General features: G+C 37.4%; 18 protein-coding genes, 1 pseudogene and 2 riboswitches. Of the genes and pseudogenes, 13 read left to right on the top strand and 6 right to left on the bottom strand.

From position 1 onward, the window contains the following. The first annotated feature begins 148 nt into the window (after window positions 1-148). Window positions 149-1,054 (top strand): 4Fe-4S dicluster domain-containing protein, encoded by a 906-nt coding sequence (locus tag P9E47_RS09930; RefSeq protein WP_326163329.1) that lies wholly within the window; start codon window positions 149-151, stop codon window positions 1,052-1,054. A 21-nt stretch (window positions 1,055-1,075) separates the two neighbouring features. Here P9E47_RS09930 and P9E47_RS09925 read toward each other — a convergent pair whose 3' ends face one another. Beyond that, entirely contained in the window at window positions 1,076-1,987 is a 912-nt protein-coding gene (locus P9E47_RS09925) for a response regulator (RefSeq protein WP_326163328.1), read from the bottom strand. Between the two features lies 1 nt (window position 1,988). Continuing rightward, window positions 1,989-3,278 carry a sensor histidine kinase gene (locus P9E47_RS09920; RefSeq protein ID WP_003332898.1) on the bottom strand — a complete coding sequence of 430 codons (1,290 nt, stop codon included), beginning with the start codon at window positions 3,276-3,278 and terminating at the stop codon, window positions 1,989-1,991. A gap of 204 nt (window positions 3,279-3,482) precedes the next feature. Between P9E47_RS09920 and P9E47_RS09915 the strand changes: the two genes are divergently transcribed. Both P9E47_RS09915 and aspA read left to right on the top strand, forming a co-directional pair. Next, a complete protein-coding gene (locus P9E47_RS09915; protein ID WP_003332899.1) occupies window positions 3,483-4,796 on the top strand; it encodes an anaerobic C4-dicarboxylate transporter family protein in 1,314 nt (437 codons plus the stop codon). Window positions 4,797-4,956: 160 nt separating this feature from the next. Continuing rightward, complete coding sequence (gene aspA, locus P9E47_RS09910) at window positions 4,957-6,423, top strand: aspartate ammonia-lyase (protein ID WP_003332900.1); 1,467 nt, start codon at window positions 4,957-4,959, stop codon at window positions 6,421-6,423. A gap of 35 nt (window positions 6,424-6,458) precedes the next feature. On the opposite strand, the gene P9E47_RS09905 is transcribed toward aspA, so the two are convergent. After that, window positions 6,459-7,751, bottom strand: a complete 1,293-nt coding sequence (locus tag P9E47_RS09905) for a YjiH family protein (protein ID WP_326163406.1) — start codon at window positions 7,749-7,751, stop codon at window positions 6,459-6,461. A gap of 257 nt (window positions 7,752-8,008) precedes the next feature. Between P9E47_RS09905 and P9E47_RS09900 the strand changes: the two genes are divergently transcribed. Continuing rightward, a complete protein-coding gene (locus tag P9E47_RS09900) occupies window positions 8,009-8,329 on the top strand; it encodes a hypothetical protein (protein WP_035198448.1) in 321 nt (106 codons plus the stop codon). A gap of 38 nt (window positions 8,330-8,367) precedes the next feature. Here the strand turns inward: P9E47_RS09900 and metC are convergent, their stop codons facing one another. Both metC and P9E47_RS09890 read right to left on the bottom strand, forming a co-directional pair. After that, window positions 8,368-9,555, bottom strand: a complete 1,188-nt coding sequence (metC, locus tag P9E47_RS09895) for a cystathionine beta-lyase (protein WP_003332903.1) — start codon at window positions 9,553-9,555, stop codon at window positions 8,368-8,370. Continuing rightward, window positions 9,552-10,673, bottom strand: coding sequence for a methionine biosynthesis PLP-dependent protein (locus P9E47_RS09890; protein WP_326163326.1), 1,122 nt, complete (start codon window positions 10,671-10,673; stop codon window positions 9,552-9,554). Before P9E47_RS09890 ends, metC begins: the two co-directional genes overlap by 4 nt. 96 nt (window positions 10,674-10,769) lie before the next feature. Then, a riboswitch (SAM riboswitch) is annotated at window positions 10,770-10,876 on the bottom strand. 456 nt (window positions 10,877-11,332) lie between these two features. Between P9E47_RS09890 and tnpB the strand changes: the two genes are divergently transcribed. Together tnpB and P9E47_RS09880 are read left to right on the top strand one after the other, a co-directional pair. Then, the gene (tnpB, locus tag P9E47_RS09885; RefSeq protein WP_326163324.1) at window positions 11,333-12,493 is read left to right on the top strand and encodes an IS200/IS605 family element RNA-guided endonuclease TnpB; all 1,161 of its coding nucleotides are present in this window, start codon (window positions 11,333-11,335) and stop codon (window positions 12,491-12,493) included. A 140-nt stretch (window positions 12,494-12,633) separates the two neighbouring features. Beyond that, a pseudogene (locus tag P9E47_RS09880) lies at window positions 12,634-12,759 on the top strand (amino acid ABC transporter ATP-binding protein); the annotation flags it as partial. Between the two features lie 74 nt (window positions 12,760-12,833). Here P9E47_RS09880 and P9E47_RS09875 read toward each other — a convergent pair. Beyond that, complete coding sequence (locus P9E47_RS09875; RefSeq protein WP_326163322.1) at window positions 12,834-13,988, bottom strand: acyl-CoA dehydrogenase family protein; 1,155 nt, start codon at window positions 13,986-13,988, stop codon at window positions 12,834-12,836. Window positions 13,989-14,205: 217 nt separating this feature from the next. Here P9E47_RS09875 and P9E47_RS09870 point away from each other — a divergent pair, with 217 nt between their 5' ends. The 7 genes from P9E47_RS09870 (at window position 14,206) to P9E47_RS09840 (ending at window position 19,621) form a co-directional block, all read left to right on the top strand. After that, window positions 14,206-14,733 (top strand): YceI family protein, encoded by a 528-nt coding sequence (locus tag P9E47_RS09870; protein ID WP_326163320.1) that lies wholly within the window; start codon window positions 14,206-14,208, stop codon window positions 14,731-14,733. 133 nt (window positions 14,734-14,866) lie between these two features. Then, window positions 14,867-14,971: riboswitch (SAM riboswitch) on the top strand. An 86-nt stretch (window positions 14,972-15,057) separates the two neighbouring features. Continuing rightward, complete coding sequence (locus tag P9E47_RS09865; protein ID WP_035198481.1) at window positions 15,058-15,246, top strand: YezD family protein; 189 nt, start codon at window positions 15,058-15,060, stop codon at window positions 15,244-15,246. Window positions 15,247-15,390: 144 nt separating this feature from the next. Then, entirely contained in the window at window positions 15,391-16,404 is a 1,014-nt protein-coding gene (locus P9E47_RS09860; protein WP_326163319.1) for a methionine ABC transporter ATP-binding protein, read from the top strand. Then, window positions 16,394-17,059, top strand: coding sequence for a methionine ABC transporter permease (locus tag P9E47_RS09855; protein ID WP_039957731.1), 666 nt, complete (start codon window positions 16,394-16,396; stop codon window positions 17,057-17,059). The genes P9E47_RS09860 and P9E47_RS09855 overlap by 11 nt, the downstream gene beginning before the upstream one ends. 57 nt (window positions 17,060-17,116) lie before the next feature. Next, entirely contained in the window at window positions 17,117-17,974 is an 858-nt protein-coding gene (locus P9E47_RS09850) for a MetQ/NlpA family ABC transporter substrate-binding protein (protein ID WP_003332913.1), read from the top strand. Window positions 17,975-17,993: 19 nt separating this feature from the next. Then, window positions 17,994-18,761 (top strand): enoyl-CoA hydratase/isomerase family protein, encoded by a 768-nt coding sequence (locus tag P9E47_RS09845; RefSeq protein WP_326163318.1) that lies wholly within the window; start codon window positions 17,994-17,996, stop codon window positions 18,759-18,761. 11 nt (window positions 18,762-18,772) lie between these two features. Further along, window positions 18,773-19,621, top strand: a complete 849-nt coding sequence (locus P9E47_RS09840; protein ID WP_003332916.1) for a 3-hydroxyacyl-CoA dehydrogenase NAD-binding domain-containing protein — start codon at window positions 18,773-18,775, stop codon at window positions 19,619-19,621. Window positions 19,622-19,630 lie beyond the last annotated feature (9 nt).

Here is a 19,630-nt window from a genome sequence, read left to right as displayed (position 1 = left end):
TCCGTAAGAAAATAGTTGTAGGTTTGTACAAAAAAACTTTCAATAATTCGTTTAGATTGACCATACTTTTCGAAGTTAAAAGAATTTATAATGTATAGTAAGAAATGAATTTGTGAAATAATTAACAAGAATAAAGTGGGGGATATGTATGGGATTATTAAGTTTGTGGGCAGAGAGTTTAACATATGAATATGAAATTTTAAAATCTTGCACGCACCACAAAAGCCCCCGTTCAAAGTGCAAAAAATGTGTGGAAAGCTGTAAAGACAATGCGATTTCCTTTGTTAATGGCATTCCGTCTATTAACTCTGAACAATGTACACAATGTGGGGACTGTATTGCCGCTTGTTCTGTTCAGGCAGTTGCCGGAATTTTTCCGGCAAGAACAGTTAAGAATCATCGATTGGTGATTACAGGGGACCAAGTGCCATCAATAAAGGAATTATTAGTTTATTATAAAAAGGGTATAACAGAAATAGCCTATGATGGTGAATTATCTGTGCATTGGCGGAAATCAATTGAGGATACGAATGAGATTCTACACCTTCTAGGCGAGCCTCCTTTTACTTTCATGAATGAAAAAATGGAGGAAGCGACCATTGAAATGACAAGAAGAGAATTATTTTTCAGCTGGAAAAAAGAAGCGAAGTCGCTCGTGGTTAAGATGGCACCGGCTAAATGGCGCTTCAATCAAGAGGATTTACAACTAGCAAAATATTACCCTAGTCATCAATTTGCTGAAATTACATTGGATACTAGTAAATGTACATTATGTAAAGCATGTGAATTTCTTTGTCATCATAAATGCTTAAATATATCAGATGATAGTTTTATCTTAAATGCCCAAAGCTGTTCAGCCTGTCATTTGTGCGAGGATATTTGCCCGGAAAAAGCATTAACCGTGATTGAAAAAGTATCTGCCCATAAAATTTTGAATTTACCTGTAGTAACAAAGGTATGTAGTACATGTGGTCAAAACTTCAAAACATTAATTGAATCCGATGAAGTATGTGTGCCTTGTGAGAAAAGGAAAAATTTATTAGATATTCACTAATACAGAAATCCCGCCTGGTATTTAAAGGCGGGATTCTTGGTTTACTTCCATATAAAGTACTTGAATGAACTTCTTAATGTTAATTCTTGCATGTCCATTTTCCTCTGGTTGTTTCCCTTCAAGCTCCAACATTTTCATCCGTACTTGCGGGAAATCAAAATAAGTGGAGGCATAATGCCCAAACGTTGGGTTTGAAAAATCATTGATTCCTAAAGAAGCAATATGTTCAAGGGATTGATGAAGGGCCCGTCTTACTCTTTGCTCTGAAGCTTTTGCCTCTTTTTGATCTTTAATCCCGAGCCTTTTTAGTGCAACCTCTTCAAAAAGTTCTTTTAAAGGAGGAATTTCATGTTTCCCTTCAAGTTCTTGTTGTTTCAACACTTCCAAAATGTCTAAGAGATCCTTATGGCCCCCTTCACATAGGATGCCTAAGTCTAATAGTTTATACTTTGCCGCCTCCGCTATATTGTTCGAAGATTGAACGACTGAGTTTCTTTCAGGTAATTGAATAGCCATGTTATTCAATTGGTTTAGTGATTGTTGTATATTATGGATTGATTTTTCAAGGAGGATCCGTTCTTTTACTTTTGTTAAAACGCCAATGACCTCAAGCCGATTTATGGGCTTCATAATGTAATATTCAATCCCCAACGAAAAAGCTTCACCGATTAATTCCTTAATTTCGACTTGTGAAACCATTACGATTTTCCCTTGATAAGCGGGTCTAATTCGACGAATCGTTTCAATTCCATCCTGCTTGGGCATTAATAAATCAATGATTAATATATCGATATCTTTGGCAGTTAATAAAGAATCTGTTACCTCTGAGCCATCACTTGCTTCCCCTTCAATCGTTCCAAAATCTTCATCTTCTATTATATCGGCAAGCATAGCTCGAACAGACGCATCATCATCTACTAGAAAAAATCGCACATTATTCCCCACTTTCTGTTAATTGTTCAATTGGCAACTGGACAATAAAAGAGGTTTTCATTTCTCCCTCAAGCTGTTGAAGTTCAATACTACCATTAAGATGTTCGACGACATCCTTTACATAAGTTAATCCAATCCCATTGGAGGCAACGCCTGATTCATTATACTTTGTTGTGAACCCTGCTTCGAAAATTAAATCCCGATGTCGTTCTGAAATGCCTGGTCCATTATCGGAAATTTTCATAACGAGCATGTCCTCTATTTTCGAAATTTCGATTCTAATCGCTACTGCTTCGATACAGGCCTCTACTGCGTTGGAAACTAGATTATTAATAATGGAAAGAAGAATAAACGTATGATAAAGCTGAGACGAGTCTTCAATTTCTACCTCAATAGAGATATTCTTTTCAAGCATTTGCCCATACCGTTCATTGGTAGTTACGACGATATCGATAATTTCCTTTATTTTCATAAAATCATCTAGTTGTTCTTTTTCCATTAATCTAGATAATCCCGCATGGACCCTTTGAGTGTCCTTCTTCATTTCATGGACCTGACCGGCGATGGCCAAAACAGAGGTTGTATAAGGATTATTTTCGTCCTGTTCCTTCATTTCCCTATATAAACCGTAACAAGCTCGTGTGACCTCTTCTGCATTTTTCATCGATTTTTTCAACTGGACCATTTCTACATATAAATTGGAAATGTGCATTAACAACTGTTCGTTTCTTTTACGTTGTACTTCCTCCGCTAACTTTGCATCGCGGAGAATTAGAATATTAAAGAAACCGAGAACGAAAAAGCTTCTAAAAACAGCAATTATACCAATTAACGCAAAGCTATATAAAGTTAACGGGTTATTTGAAAAAATAGACCGAAAAGAGATTTCCATTACACTTGACACTATTTCAATAAAAACTCCTAATATCCCAATCAATAAAGGCTTATCATAGAAAGCTTTTACCCGTAATAAATGAAATAAACAAGCAAAGGTTAAATAATAGAAAAACACCGGAAAATGTAGAGGGATGATCTCATTCCATACAACATCGTTTATTGTTAATGATGCTAATAAAAGTCGAAAACTGACAACGGCACTGCCAACGAGGAACCCGGACAGGACTGGATGTGTCTTTTTTGACCATAACAATAATAGAAAAAATACCGGTGTCCCAAGACTTACCCGCAAATCCCCTTCAACAGGATAAAATTTAAATTCTCCTGCTAATGGCACGCTAATAATCATGAATAAATAAATCAATAGTTTTTCTCTCATTTGTGTGTATTTCATCCCATACTTCCTTCTTTATTTCTACTATTTACGTCTATTTTAAGTGTATATTGACAACTTTTGTTATAGAAATATGACATTTTTTTGTACAGTGCATGTAATTTGATTCTTTCTGTAGTTTTCTGTAGGGCTGTTAGTATCTTTTATCTATAGAAATAATTAATACATTTATTAAAAAAATCCAAACGATTGGAGGGAAAGATTATGTTTTGGGTTCAATTTTTCATTCTATTAGCATGTATTTTCGTTGGTGCAAGGCTTGGTGGTTTAGGCCTAGGGGTTATGGGTGGTGTAGGACTTGCCATTCTAGTATTTGTGTTTGGATTAGAACCTACGTCAGCCCCAATTGATGTGATGTTAATGATTTTAGCTGTTATTACGGCAGCAGGAGCACTGCAAGCATCAGGTGGAATGGACTATCTTGTTTATATAGCGGAAAAGGCATTAAGAAAAAATCCGAAGAGAATTACCTTTATGGCCCCTATTATTACGTATTTATTTACGTTGTGCGCTGGAACTGGGCATGTAGCTTATTCCGTTTTACCGGTTATAGCCGAGGTTTCAAGGGAATCTGGCGTTAGACCTGAAAGACCGATGTCAATTGCTGTTATTGCTTCTCAACAAGCGATCACAGCAAGTCCAATCTCTGCGGCAACAGTGGCACTTCTTGCACTTTTAGCTGATTTTAAAGTTACCTTACTTGATATTTTAATGATCTGTTTACCGTCCACTTTTATTGCATGTATGATTGGTGCATTTGTTGTTAGTAAAATGGGTAAAGAGCTTCCAGACGATCCGATTTATTTAAAACGTTTGGAAGAAGGACTAGCTCCAATTAAACAAGATAAAAAAGATTTCATCCCACAAAAAGGCGCAAAGCTATCAGTTCTCTTGTTCTTATTAGCGGCTGTATTCGTAGTTCTCCTTGGTTCATTTGAGAAGTTAAGACCAGCTTGGGAAGTGGATGGAGTACTTACTCGGATGGGAATGCCGGCATCGATTGAAATTGTAATGTTAACGATAGCAGCCCTTATTATTATCTTCTGTAAACCAAATGTGGACGAAATTGTTTCAGGCAGCGTTTTTAAAGCCGGTGCAGCTGCTGTAGTTGCCATCTTTGGTATCGCTTGGATGGGAGATACATTCTTTAAAGGAAACGCCGAATTGATTAACGGCTCAATTGCTGGTCTAGTAACATCTGCACCATGGTTATTCGCAGTTGCTTTATTTGCTTTATCAATCTTGTTATACAGCCAAGCAGCCACAGTTCGTACATTAATGCCGCTAGGGGTAACTTTAGGAATCAACCCAGCATTATTAATTGCGATGTTCCCAGCTGTTAATGGATACTTCTTTATTCCGAACTATCCAACAGTTGTTGCTGCGATTAACTTTGACCGAACAGGAACAACAAGAATTGGTAAATATATTTTGAACCATAGCTTTATGGTCCCTGGATTAGTGGCAACAATTGGTGCAATCGTGATCGGCATGATTATTAGTACATTCGTATTTTGATCATTAACTTCAACAAATGAATATATTTACAATTGTCGGTAATAATTGAAAATTTAAATTTAAATTTATAACTAGATTATAAATTTATTAGGAGTATAATGGAGGTGAAATTGCTTCCAATATACTAATCTATAAAACAAATTAAGGGAGAGGACCTTTTATGAACAAGAATGAACAATTTCGCATAGAAAAAGATTTTCTTGGAGAAAAGGAAGTACCTAAAGAAGCTTATTATGGAGTTCAAACAATGCGTGCAGTTGAGAACTTCCCAATTACAGGCTACGCAATAGATGAGGCTCTAATTAAAGCAATGGCTGTCGTTAAGAAAAGTGCTGCGCTAGCTAATAGTGCGATTGGCCAATTAGATGCTAAAATTGCGGAAGCGATTGTAGAAGCAGCAGATGAAATCCTTGAAGGAAAATTACATGGAGAGTTTATTGTTGACCCAATCCAGGGTGGAGCAGGAACATCCATTAATATGAATACAAACGAAGTTATTGCCAACCGTGCCTTAGAAATTATCGGTGAGGAAAAGGGGAATTACAAAGTAATCAGCCCAAATTCACATGTAAACATGGCACAATCAACGAATGACTCATTCCCAACAGCTATCCATCTTTCAACACTGGCAACTTTAGATCGATTATTGCTTGTTATGGAAGAATTGCATGCTGAGTTCTTAAGAAAGGCCGAAGAATTTGATGACATCATCAAAATGGGTCGTACTCACTTGCAGGACGCTGTGCCAATCCGTTTAGGTCAAGAATTTGCAGCCTATGCACGTGTACTTCGAAGAGATATTAATCGCATTAGCAGAACGCGTGAGAACTTATACGAAGTAAATATGGGGGCTACAGCAGTAGGAACTGGATTAAACGCAGACCCTGTTTATATTGAAAAAGTTGTTGGCTATCTTGCACAGTATAGTGGACAACCAATCAAGGGAGTACAAAATCTTGTAGACGGCACACAAAATACAGATTGCTACCTTGAAGTTTCTGCAGCATTGAAAACTTGCATGATGAATATGTCAAAAGTAGCGAATGATTTAAGAATGATGGCTTCTGGACCACGCTGTGGTTTTGGGGAAATTAACTTACCTGCACGTCAACCAGGTTCTTCAATCATGCCGGGTAAAGTAAACCCTGTAATGGCTGAAGTTTTAAACCAAAGTGCCTTTCAAGTTGCAGGTAATGATTTAACAATCATGATGGCTTGCGAAGCGGGGCAATTCGAATTAAACGTAATGGAGCCAGTCGTCGTCTTTAACCTACTACAATCAATTAAGGTAATGACAAATGTGTTTTCTGTATTCCGTGAGCATTGCTTAAGCGGTATTACTGCTAATAAAGAAAGAATGCAAGCCTATGTAGACAATAGCGTTGGTATTATTACAGCGATTAACCCACATGTTGGATATGAAACTGCCGCATCTATTGCAAAAGAAGCCATTGCAACAAAACGTCCAGTTAGAGAGATTGTTCTAGAACGTGGTGTATTAACAGCAGAAGAGTTAGACATTATCTTGCAGCCAGTTGAAATGACACATCCAGGTATTGCAGGTAAAGAATTAATTGAAAAAAAGCGACAAGAAAATGACAACAAAGAGTTAGTGACAAATAGATAATACAAAAGCCGGCCCCTTAGAGCCGGCTTTTCTTTCTAAAAAATGATATGTGCAGCCAATACAATAATCGGCAGCGTAATTAGAGTTCTTTCTAGAAAAATGACGAATAAGTCCAGGAACGTAACCGGAATTTTAGATCCAAGCAACAGTCCACCTACTTCAGACATATAGATCAACTGGGTAACTGAAGTACAGGCCACAATGAATCTTGTCATATCACTTTCGATTCCAGAGCCGATAACAGATGGAAGAAACATATCGGCGAAACCAACAACCAAAGTTTCTGCAGCGGCTTTTGCTTCTGGAACCTGCATTAACTCAAGCAATGGGATAAACGGCATCCCGGTCCATTGAAAAATCGGTGTATATTCCGCTAAGATTAGGGCAAGAGAACCGAACGCCATCACAATCGGGGCAACCCCCATCCACATATCAAGAATATTTTTTAGTCCTTCTTTTATAAAGCCGATAAAACCTTGATTATCTTCTGCGCGATCCACTGCAAGCTTCAACCCCCAATTAAAAGGTGTGTAGCCTTTAGGGATTACCTCTGATCCTTCATTTTCCTTGTCCAAATAAAACGTATCCGGTTTCCGAGAAAGCGGGGGAATGCGCGGACAAATAAATGCCGCAACTAATCCAGATAACGTAACCGTAGCATAAAAAGGTACAAACATAGACCCGAGGTTAACCTGTGAAATAACGACTAAACAAAATGTTATTGAAACAACAGAAAAGGTTGTCCCAATGATGGCGGCTTCCCTTTTCGTATAAAAGCCATCCTCATACTGTTTACTTGTTAAAAGTACCCCAATCGTCCCATCACCGAGCCAGGAGGCAATACAGTCAATTGAAGATCTTCCCGGCAGCTTAAAAATCGGCCGCATCACTTTTGTAAAAAGGGCCCCGAAAAATTCAAGCAGTCCAAAATCTAAAAGCAAGGGCAAAAATAACCCTGCAAATAAAAATACAGAAAATAATATAGGAAGCAAATCGTTTAACAGCAAACCGCCTGTATTTTCCGACCAAATAAACTGTGGGCCCATTTGAAAGTAAACCAAAAAGGCAAAGATGCCGCCCATTACTCTAGTAATGGCCCAAACGACTGGTACATCAAATAGATTTTTGAAAAAAGGGTGCCTCGCAAGAAAGGTGGGCTTGAACAGTTTTGCAATAATCGTTCCGATTGATGTTAATTCAATAATCACCATCATAATCACGGGCAGGTAGGTGCCTAAAAGGCTTTGAATAGACCCGGATAAAATGGCAATCGGGATCGTCATTTCACCATTGTATCTAATAGGAATAATAAATAGGAAAATTCCCATTAATGAAGGAATAAGGAATTTCAAGATTTCATTTGTTGTATATTTCTTACTTTCTCTAGCTGTAACCTGTTGCAATGCATTCACCTTTCCACTTTATATTTATAAACCAAAGGTTATTTTAATGCACAATGGTGGAAATGCCAACTCTTATTTAGTATATTCCATTTTTTTTATCTAATAAGGGATAAAAACGTTTTCACTTTCGAAATTGGTTAAAGATTTGTATAATTAAGAAAAAGTAGAAATGAGGTCGAACAATGGAAGAAAGTGTGAATGAAAAAAGAGTAACATATATAAATTCAGAGACAGGCAAAAAACTAACAACCGCTGTCCAAACAGACGGCGCTGGAACACAATTAGATAATTATACAAATGTACGAAATAAACTGCTGACGCTTATTATGATGGAAGTTAAAAACGATGTTACGAATCGAAAAGAATTCGAAGCAGCCACAGAAAAAATTTATCAAGAATTTAAAGCAAAATTCGAAACCTTAAATGAACCAGACTTATTAACCTTGCTCGAACATGCAATCGAAGATATTAAAAAAATTGAATTTCAAACGCATGACGACTAATTTCAATATTAGAACAGAACGAAAGAAGCCCACCTCCCTTAGAGAGATTGGGCTTTTGCTTTTTGCGAAGCAGCCTGCAGTGCCTGCTCAAAATCAGCAATTAAATCGTCAACATGCTCTAGTCCAACAGAAAGTCTTAACAAGCCATCGGTAATTCCTCTTTTTTCTCTTTCCTCTTTTGACATTGCAGCATGTGACATGGTAGCTGGATAAGAAAGTATGGACTCGACAGCCCCGAGGCTAACAGCAAAAACAGGTATTCGAACATGTTCGATAAATGCTTTCGCTATTTCTTTATTTGGTAACCTGAAAGATAAAACAGCACCGAACCCATGAGACTGTTTAACATGGATGTCATGGCCGGGATGAAATGATAAGCCTGGATAATACACTTCCTCGATCAATTGATGATGATGGAGGTATGTGGCTATATGCTGAGCTGATTCCGATGACTGTTTTAAGCGTGTTCCTAATGTTTTCATTCCTTGGATTAATAGATAAGAATCTTGTGCGCCTAAAATAGCACCAAAGGAGTTTTGGATAAAAGCTAGTCTTTTACCTAGTTCTTCGTTCTTTGTAATCGCTAACCCAGCAATAATATCACTATGGCCCGATAAAAACTTTGTAGCACTATGGAGCACCACATCTACACCCAATTGGAGTGGGTTTTGGCAAAGTGGTGTCATAAAGGTGTTATCGAGAAAAGTTAAGCAGTTATGCTCTTTTGCAATTTCTACGACTGCTTCAATGTCTGTAATGTTTAAACACGGATTAGAAGGTGTTTCGATGTAAATGACCTTCGTATTCGGTTGAATTGCATTGGATATTGCGTTAAGGTCAGTCATATTAACAAATGTATGGTCAATCTTAAATTGAGTTAATACTTTGGTTACAAAACGATAAGTGCCACCGTAAACATCTTCTGAGATTACTACATGGTCACCTGCAGAAAGCAGCATGAAGGCTGAAGAGATAGCTGCCATTCCGGAAGCAAAAGCTAATCCTCTCACACCACCTTCTAATTCAGTAATTTTCTGTTCCAGCGCTTCCCTGGTCGGATTACCGGAGCGGCTATAATCGAATGGACCGAAATCGTCAAAACTTGCTTGGTGAAAAGTGGACGATAGATAAATCGGAACGTTTACTGCACCTGTTTTCTGTTCAATATCTGGATTTGATGATGCATGAATTAATTTAGTTTCTAGCTTGTCTTTGTATATGCTCATAGGTCGTTATCCTCCTTTTGCAATTTAGAAAATACTTGTTTCAGGTCTGAAATTAAATCTTCCGCATCTTCAATACCAACGGAAAAACGTAATAATCGATTGCATACACCGCGCTCGTTTCGTTCTTCTTCAGGGATGTCTGCATGTGTCTGGGTGGCAGGATATGTAATAAAGCTTTCAACACCTCCCAGACTTTCGGCAAACGTAATCAACTTGAGATTTTCTAAAAATGGTTCAACCCATATACTTTCCCTTAATCGAAATGACAGCATACCGCCTTTACCAGGATATAAAACGTCAAGAACCTTCTCTTCAGTTTTTAAGTAGTCCGCTATTTTTCTAGCATTTTCATCATGTTGTTTCATTCGTAAATGTAGTGTTTTTAATCCTCTGATTAATAGCCAGGAATCAAAAGGTGATAATACTGCTCCAGCTGCATTATGATGAAAAGCCAATCTTTCGCAAATGTTGTCTCCTTTAGCAACAACCAAGCCAGCAAGCACGTCATTATGTCCACCAATATACTTGGTTGCACTATGAATAACGATATCCGCTCCTAATTCAAGCGGTTGCTGAAAATAGGGTGTATAAAAAGTGTTATCTACGATAAGTAATAAGTTATATTTTTGAGTAAGTAATACATACTGCTCGATATCAATTTCTTGCATTAATGGATTCGTTGGGGTCTCTATAAAAATAGCTTTTGTATTTGAAGTGATCAGCTTTTCTGTTTTGTGTATATCACTAAAGCTTGTATATGTCGTATGAATGTCATAGGCATCTGAAAAATTTTTAAGCAAGCGGTAGGTACCACCATAAATATCCTCAGAAACTAGTAGTTCATCCCCACTCCTGAAAAGAGACAGAACTAATTGGATCGCTGCCATCCCGGAGCTACAGGCAAAACCACGGTCCCCTGACTCCAAGTCTGCAATTCCTTCCTCCAAAATTGTCCGAGTAGGGTTTTTGGTACGAATATAGTCATATCCTGTAGATTTTCTAAGTCCACTATGCCCATAGGCCGTTGATAAATATATAGGTGGATTGACGGCTCCTGTTTTGTGATCCGTTTTATTCCCTAATTGAACTAACTTTGTTTCTAATCTATTTGTTGACATGCTTTTCATCCCTTTCGTTTACATTCATTTTTAAATCAAGGGCAAAAAATAAGAGCCCTCTAATAAGAAGAAGGCTCCTAAAAAACGAAAACAATCTTCTCATCTTCTAGGCGCTTATCGCCTATGGAATTAGCACCGTTTCTTCTTAAAGGCCGGTTGCTGAGACTTCATTGGGCCAATCCCTCAGTCTCTCTTGATAAGAAAAATATGTAATTATTAAATGATTGGAATAATTTTCATTTTATTATACTTTAAAATAGATTACAAGAGGAAAATGAGTGGGAACAGTTGCAACTGTAAAAGTATTTCGCTAAAAGTGGTTGACATTAAAATTATAAGGATGCTAATATCTTCCTAACCCGACTAAACTTATTGGTATTATGAATGATTTTTACTTGCTTTAACGAGGATTAATAAGATTCCTGTTATCCATCGTTTTGCCCAAGTTTACGTTTCGTTTGTAAGAGGAACGCCGGTTATTGTCCAAATTTTTATTATCTATAACAGTGTGCACTCGTATAAATCTCCGACATATGTTATACTATATTCAAGGCAACAAGAACGTACGTTTGACAAAAATACAGTAATGGAATGTGGGCATGGTGCGTAAGTTGTCGTCCTAAATGCATTCAAAAACCGGAAAGTGAGGTGAGTAGAAAATGATCGTAAAGAAAGCATACAAATTTAGGATCTATCCTACCAAAGAACAAGAAATCTTAATTGCTAAAACCATCGGTTGCAGTCGTTTCATCTATAATTACTTTGTGGGAAGACAAAAACAGAAAGATGCATACTGGTATATCGTGAATGAAATGGTTCAGAACGGTCAGCTTCTTAAGAATAATTGGAAGGGTGAATGTTTCAATAAGCATAAATCTATAAAAGCCCTCCCTAATTTAAAGGAACATTACCCCTTTTTAAAAGAAGTAGATAGTATTGCTCTTCAAAAGTCCGTTGAAATTGTTCACGATGCCTATACAAGATACTATAAAAAACAAAATAATGAACCACGTTTTAAATCCAAAAAAAATCCTGTTCAATCGTATACAACCAAATATGTGAATGGTAATATTGCTATTTTGGACCAGCATCTTAAACTTCCCAAACTCGGACTTGTGCGTTTTGCTAAAAGTAAAGAAGTCGATGGTCGAATTATAAATGTTACCATTAGGCATAATGCGACTGGTAAATACTTTGTATCCATTCTTGTTGAAACGGAAGTACAATCTTTTGAAAAGACAGGGTCAGCCGTTGGGATTGATGTGGGACTTAAAAATTTTGCAATCCTTTCGGATGGAACAATATACAAAAATCCAAAGTTTTTCCGTACATTGGAAGAAAAATTAGCAAGTACCCAGCGCATTCTTTCAAGACGAAAAATAGGTTCGTCAAATTGGCATAAACAACGTGTAAAAATCGCAAAAATCCATGAAAAAATCACGAATGCAAGGAAAGATATGCTAGATAAAATCTCAACTCATATTGTCAAAAGCCACGACATCATAGGAATTGAGGATTTGTCTGTAAGCAATATGCTTAAAAATGGAAATCTTGCCAAAGCCATTAGTGAGGTATCATGGTCACAATTTAGAACGATGTTGGAGTACAAAGCGAAATGGTATGGAAAGCAAGTCATAACAGTCGCGAAAACCTTTGCTTCTAGTCAACTATGTTCGAATTGTGGTTATCAACATAAAGACGTAAAGAATCTCGCATTACGTGAATGGACCTGCCCGTGTTGTGGGATACATCACCAAAATCGTGATTTGAATGCTTCTATCAATCTACGAAATGAAGCGTTACGACTCATTGGTGCCTAGGAGAATTCCAAGTTAAAGCTTGTCGGAGGTATCAAACACCGTTTGTACGACCAACCGTCGGAACGATGGGGGTAGCCTAATCAATTAGAAATCGATAGGTTTCTTTACTTAGGAATCTTGTGGCTTTAGCCATGAGAGGGTTCAAGGATGGTGGTGTCATTGTGGAGGAAGGCACATCCTGTGACATTTTCTCTAATCCCAAAGAAGAAAGAACGCGTCAGTTCTTAAAAAGAGTAATTCCTGAAGATTTTAATTACTACATCTAGGAAGTACATTATAAAAAACGAAAACTACCAATCTATTACAAGTTCTATTGTAGTGGATTGGTAGTTAAAAGAGCTTATTTATCACTATTATTCATAGCTTTATCCGCCAGCAAAAGGATCGTCATGTCATCCATTGGCGGGTTATGAAGACCCGCACGGACATCGCGGTAATATCGTTGCAATGGATTTTTGGATGATAAACTTTGGACGCCTACTACTCTCATTGCCAGGTCGACAACTTTTATCGCTGCATTTGTTACAGCAAGCTTAACCGCTCCAAGTTCTGGCTTTAATTGATTCCGTTCCTCTTCACTTGAGTGATCCCATTGCTTTGCAACTGAATAAAGAAAATGTCGTGCTCTCAGTAACTCTAATTCCATTTCCCCTACTTTTTGTTTTACATATGGTAAGTCAATGATCGATCCTGTAATACTATTAGGTGAGTAGTCCTTGGCGAAATTAATCGCATAGCTTTGAGCAGCTTGCGCAATTCCTAAGTAACAGGCTGGAATATGAAGCAACCAGCCAGAAGCACCTTTATTGCCCGGTTCAAACCACTCTACCTGGTAATCCTCCTCTACCTCGACATTATTCAATACTAAATCGTGGCTACCTGTGCCTCTCATTGCGATACTATCCCACGTTTCCACAATTTTAACCTCGGCTTTTGCTCGAGGAATTAAAAAGTACCCAATAGCTCCTGTTTTCGGAACTGTAGCCGTCACGTTAAAGTAATCAAGTACAGGGGCCATTGTAGAAAATGTCTTTCTACCATTAAGAATCCATTTATCTCCATCTTTAATAGCTGTCGTTGTAGGCTTTCCCCCCCGCGTTGGACTGCCGGTTTGCGGTTCTGACGCACAGTTATTAATAAGGGCTCCTTTTTTTACATCCTCAGATAACATTTTGAACATGGCTTCCTTCCAAGAATTTTTTTCACCTAGATCTTGAATAATCCCCATATGCCATCCAATTGATAAGGCAGTGGCGCCATCCCCTCTTGCGATATACTCTTGAAACCTGACAAGATCATAAAGAGAAATTGCTTCTCCTCCAAATTTTTCAGGAAGTGTAAGCTCAGTATAGCCGGAGCTTTTAAGTTCAGAAATATTTTCAAAGGGAAAACCTCCTTCTTCGTCAATCTTGGCAGCTCTTGTTAAGAAACGTTGAGATAGTTCTTCCATGTATTCGAGCCGCTCATCCATACTTTTAAGATCTTGAAATCTCATCTAATAATCAGTCCCTTTTCCTACTATTCTTATCTGTTTTTAATTATTAGATAATTATACAATGATTTTTTGTGTATTCCAATGATTAGTTGCCATTCTTATTGTAGTAATTTTTTTTCTCAAAATTACTTGACGTGATTTGATAAATATATTATATTTAGTTACATAAAGTAAGTTAATAAAAAAATAAACAATGAACTTTAGGAGGACGAATAATATGTCAACATTTACATTAGATAAAGTACACAGTGGGATCGGATTTCAAGTGAAACACATGATGGTTTCCAAGGCAAAAGGTGAATTCAAAAACTTCGATGTTGCTGTTGAAGGTGATATTGATAATCTTGAAGGTTTAAAAATAACTGCAACAATTGATGCCGCATCGATCAGTACAAATAATGATGACCGTGATGGACACCTACGTTCAGCAGATTTCTTCGACGTAGAAAAATACCAAACTATCAAAATCGAAGGTCAATCGATTAAAAAAATCTCTGATGAAGAATATGAATTAACAGCATTAGTTACAATTAAAGATGTAACAAATACAGAAAAGTTTACAGTAGAATTTAGCGGTGTTTCTAAAAATCCAATGGATGGCAGCACTGTAACAGGATTCGATGTGGAAGGAAAAATCAACCGTGAAAATTACGGTTTAACTTGGAACGCAGCGCTTGAAACTGGTGGCTTCCTAGTTGGTAAAGATGTAAAATTATCTGCAAACTTTGAGTTTGTAGTAGCATAATGTATGCAAGCAAAAGCATGGCCTATTCTTGGGCTATGCCTTTTTCTTTATTATTTAAAAAATTTAAATAATTCATTGACAATTGGATTACTTGGTTTTATTATAGACATTAATTACTAATCAATATAATAATTTCTTATCAAGAGCGACTGAGGGAACAGGCCCATAGAAGTCCAGCAACCTCCATAATGGAACGGTGCTAAATCCTGCAGAATGATTTCATTCTGAAAGATAAGGTGAAAATTGACATTGTCAGGTTAACCCTCTTTCAAAATGAACGAGGGTTTTTTACATGTAAAAAAGATTGGGGAGGAGAGGGTTTCATTGTCTTTAAACACACGAATTGATCACCAAGTTCTTGAGAAAATTATTTATGCATTAGAAGGCTTAGAATTTGGAACGGTTCAAATAACAGTTCATGATTCACAGGTGACACAAATTGAAAAGAATGAAAAACACCGGTTTCAATTACAACAAAAAAAAGCAAAGACTCCTAGAACAAATGAAAGTTAAAAGTAAGACTCTAACAAAATTATATTTTTGCCGATCGGACCACCGAAGGCTCCTTTAGTTTTTAGGTGCAACTATGTACTAAAACTTTAGGGGCTTTTTTATTTTGTTAAAAGCCCTAAATTATCAAAGATTGGAGTGGGGAATTTGATCGAAGTTCACAACCTTGTGAAAAGTTATCATTCAAAAAAAGGAATTGTAGTGGGGGTGGATCATGTATCTCTGAAAATAGCAAAAGGAGAGATTTTTGGGATTATTGGGTATAGTGGAGCAGGAAAAAGTTCACTTTTACGGTGTTTAAATTTATTAGAAAAGCCGACTTCTGGAGAAGTATATGTTGATCAAGTTGAACTTACTTCCTTAAATAAAGTAGAGCTTAGGAAAGCGCGTCTGAAGATTGGCATGATATTTCAACATTTTTACTTAGTAAGTTCGAAGACTGTTTTTGAGAATGTTGCTTTCGCATTAAAGGCAGCAAGGAAATCTAAAGCTGAAATTCAAGACCGTGTCCTTGGGCTTTTAGAGATAGTGGGACTTGAAGATAAAAAAGATAGCTTTCCCTCGCAATTAAGCGGCGGACAGAAACAGCGGGTAGCCATTGCAAGGGCGTTAGCGAATGAACCAAATGTACTTCTATGTGATGAAGCAACATCGGCATTGGATCCTACAACGACTAAAGCAATCCTTAAGCTACTAAAAAAGATTAATGAGGATCTCGGTTTAACCATTGTTCTGATCACTCATGAAATGGAAGTTGTTAAAGAAATTTGTGACAAAGTTGCGGTTATGCAGTCAGGAAAAGTGATCGAGGAAGGTACGGTGTATGAAGTTTTTGCTAATCCTAAGGAAGATTTAACAAAAGAATTTATTAATACAATTTTACATTTCGGATTACCTGATCGGCTAATCGCAAATAAAAAAGGAAAAATTGTAAAAATTGTTTTCAAAGGAGAGGTAGCAGAGGAGTCGATTGTATCAGATATGCTTCAGACTTTTAATATTAAAGGAAATATACTTCACGGAAAAATTGAATACATCAAGGAAGTGCCACTCGGTATTTTTATTATGGAAGTAATAGGCGAATCAATTGAAATTGAACGTGCTCTTAGCTTCATTAAACAACGGGTTGAAGTATTGGAGGTGTTCGATGATGCTGCTTGATTCCTTGATAAACCTATTACCTGACTTGAATAAAGCATTTTTTCAAACGATCTATATGGTTTTCATTTCTTTAACGATTGCGATTGTAGGAGGTTTGCCATTAGGACTGGTATTATTCGTGACTGATAAAGGATTATTTTTAGAAAATATTCGCGTTCAATCCATTGTTGGGATCATCGTTAACATTGTGCGCTCAATCCCTTATATTATTTTGCTAGTGGCATTGCTCCCATTAACAAAGTTGATTACAGGGACAACAATCGGGCCAACAGCAGCCTCCGTTTCTTTATCTGTTGCAGCAATTCCGTTTTTTGCAAGAATCGTCGAGGCATCACTACGTGAAATTGACAAAGGGGTCATTGAAGCAGCCGTGGCAGTTGGTGCAACACCATGGATGATTATTAAGGATGTACTATTGCCTGAAGCAAAGCCAAGTGTTATTCAAGGGTTGACCCTTACAACGATTAGTTTAGTTGGATATTCTGCGATGGCCGGTATCGTTGGCGGCGGTGGTATCGGTGATTTAGCGATCCGCTTTGGATATTATCGCTATGATAATACTGTAATGTTTACGACAATCATTATTTTGATCGTCCTAGTGCAGTTTATACAATTCGGTGGAGATAAAATTGCCCGTTTTGTAGATAAACGCTAATGAGATTAAACCAAGTACTTAAATATAAAAACTATGAATAATGAAGGAGAGTATATGATGAAGAAATTTAAAAAAGTTGTTTTACCAATATTATTATTTGTTTTGCTAGTAGGTATTTTAACAGGCTGCGGACAAAGTGGAAAGACAAGTCAAGCGGCCACGAGCGAAGGTTCTAAGGAAATTAAAGAACTTAAAATCGGGGCAACTGTTGGACCATATAGCGATATGGTTTCAAAGGCAATTAAACCAATCCTTGAACAAAAGGGCTATAAAGTAGAAGTCATTGAGTTTAGCGACTACATTCAACCCAATATTGCGCTTGGAAATGGTTCATTGAACGCCAATCTTTATCAACACAAAATTTATATGGAAACATTTGCAAAAGACAATAATCTAGAACTTTCTATTGTGTCACCTGTTCCTACTGTTCCAATGGGGATTTATTCGCATAAATATCAATCTATTGATGAGGTTAAGGAAGGCAGCTCTGTAGCAATACCGAATGATCCAACGAATCTTGCTAGGGCGCTATTAATCTTACAGGATGTCGGTCTAATCAAATTTGATCAAAATGCTAACCCACTTACTGTTTCTGAAAAAGATATTATTGAAAATCCGAAGAATTTAGTTTTCCAACCGATTGAAGCAGCCCAATTACCAAGGTCTTTGGAGAGTACGGATTTATCCGCCATCAACGGTAACTTTGCTTTAGCAGCAGGTTTAAGCTTACAAGATGCCCTTCAATTAGAGAACATACCTGCTGATTATTTGAATAACGTTGTTGTAAATACAAAAGATTTAGAGGCTGCATTTACAAAAGATATCCTGGAAGCAGTGGAATCAGCGGAATTTGAAAAAGTAATTGATGAACAATTCCAAGGCTATAGTAAACCGGATTGGATGAAAAATCGTTAAATAGGAGGAATCAATTATTATGTCAAAGATACACCTTCGGACAGAGGATCGGATTGCGTTTATCACCATTGATGCACCACCGGTGAATGCGTTGAATGAAGAGGTTTTACATCAGTTATCTATAACTTTAGATGACATCATTAATAGTGAAATAGATGTTGTTATTATATCTGGAGCTGGAGACAAAGCTTTTGTCGCTGGAGCCGACATTCGCGAATTTTCAACTCTGAACAAAGAGACTGGTGAAGAATTATGCAAACGGGGGCAGAGCATTTTTACTAAAATCGAAAGATTGCCGCAGCCCGTCATTGCTGCTATTGATGGCTTTGCATTAGGAGGCGGATTTGAGCTTGCGCTGGCCTGTGATTTCAGAATAGCTTCAAGTAGATCAACCTTTGGATTTCCAGAAGTTAAACTGGGGATACTTCCCGGCTACGGCGGAACACAGAGACTAGCAAGACTAATAGGCATTGGGAAAGCGAAACAGATTATTTTCTCCGGTGAATTTTTCGCGGCTGAAGAGGCTTTTAAATTTGGTCTGGTGGAAGAAATAACTGATGAATCTCCACTTGTAAAAGCAAAAGAGTGGGCAGAAAAAATTAAGCAACGAGGGTCGATAGCGGTTGAGTTTGCGAAAAAAGTAATCAATATCGGCATTGATTTGCCATTAGCGGAAGGGCTTGAATTAGAGGCTCGATTTTTTGGTGAATTATGTGAAACTACGGATAAAAATGAAGGGGTCACAGCCTTTCTTGAAAAAAGACAACCAAAATTTTTGAAACGATAGGAGAAATGGAAATGCCAAAAATAGTTGCCGTAATCGGATTTGGAACAATGGGTTCAGGAATTGCCCAAACTTTTGTAGAAGCTGGCTATCAAGTTATTGCAGTGGAAAAGGAGGAGACGCTGTTTACGCGGGGGCTAAAACAAATTCAAAGAAACTGGGAACGGTCGATTGAGAAGGGAAGGCTAACTACAGAAAAGAAAACTCAATTGGAACAGCTGCTAACTGTAACAACAGATTGGAATCGTATCGCAGATGCAGAATTTCTTATTGAAGCGATCAGTGAAAATATTGACTTAAAAAAAGAAGTTTTCAAGGAAATCAGTCAAGTAGTTAGTGAGAATGCCATTATTGCAAGTAATACTTCAGGTTTGAGTATTACGGAAGTAGCGAGCGTCGTTCCTAATCCTTCAAGAGTAATTGGTTGCCACTTTTTTAATCCAGTTCCTGTTATGAAGCTTGTCGAGTTGATCCGTGGGTATGATACGAGCGAACAGACGTATGAAAAGACAAAGAAAATTGTTGTATCACTTGGGAAAGAATCGATCGAGGTGAATGAATCGCCGTTGTTTGCTGTAAATCGTATTTTAGTTCCTATGATCAATGAAGCCATTTTTGTACTACAGGAAGGGGTAGCAAGTGCAGAGGATATTGATCGGGGGATGAAGCTCGGGGCCAATCATCCAATTGGGCCATTAGCTCTAGCCGACTTAATTGGTCTTGATACTTTATTATTTGTTCAGGACTCGTTGTATGAAAATACTCAGGATTCTAAATATCGATCTGCCCCATTACTTAGAAAGCTTGTAAGAGCAGGTCATCTTGGCAGAAAGACTGGGAAGGGATTTTTTGAATATAAGTAGGAAGAGGTG

It is taken from the genome of Schinkia azotoformans (assembly GCF_035811335.1).
Lineage (GTDB): Bacteria > Bacillota > Bacilli > Bacillales > Bacillaceae_J > Schinkia > Schinkia azotoformans.
This window is presented reverse-complemented; position numbering and strand designations above follow the sequence as displayed.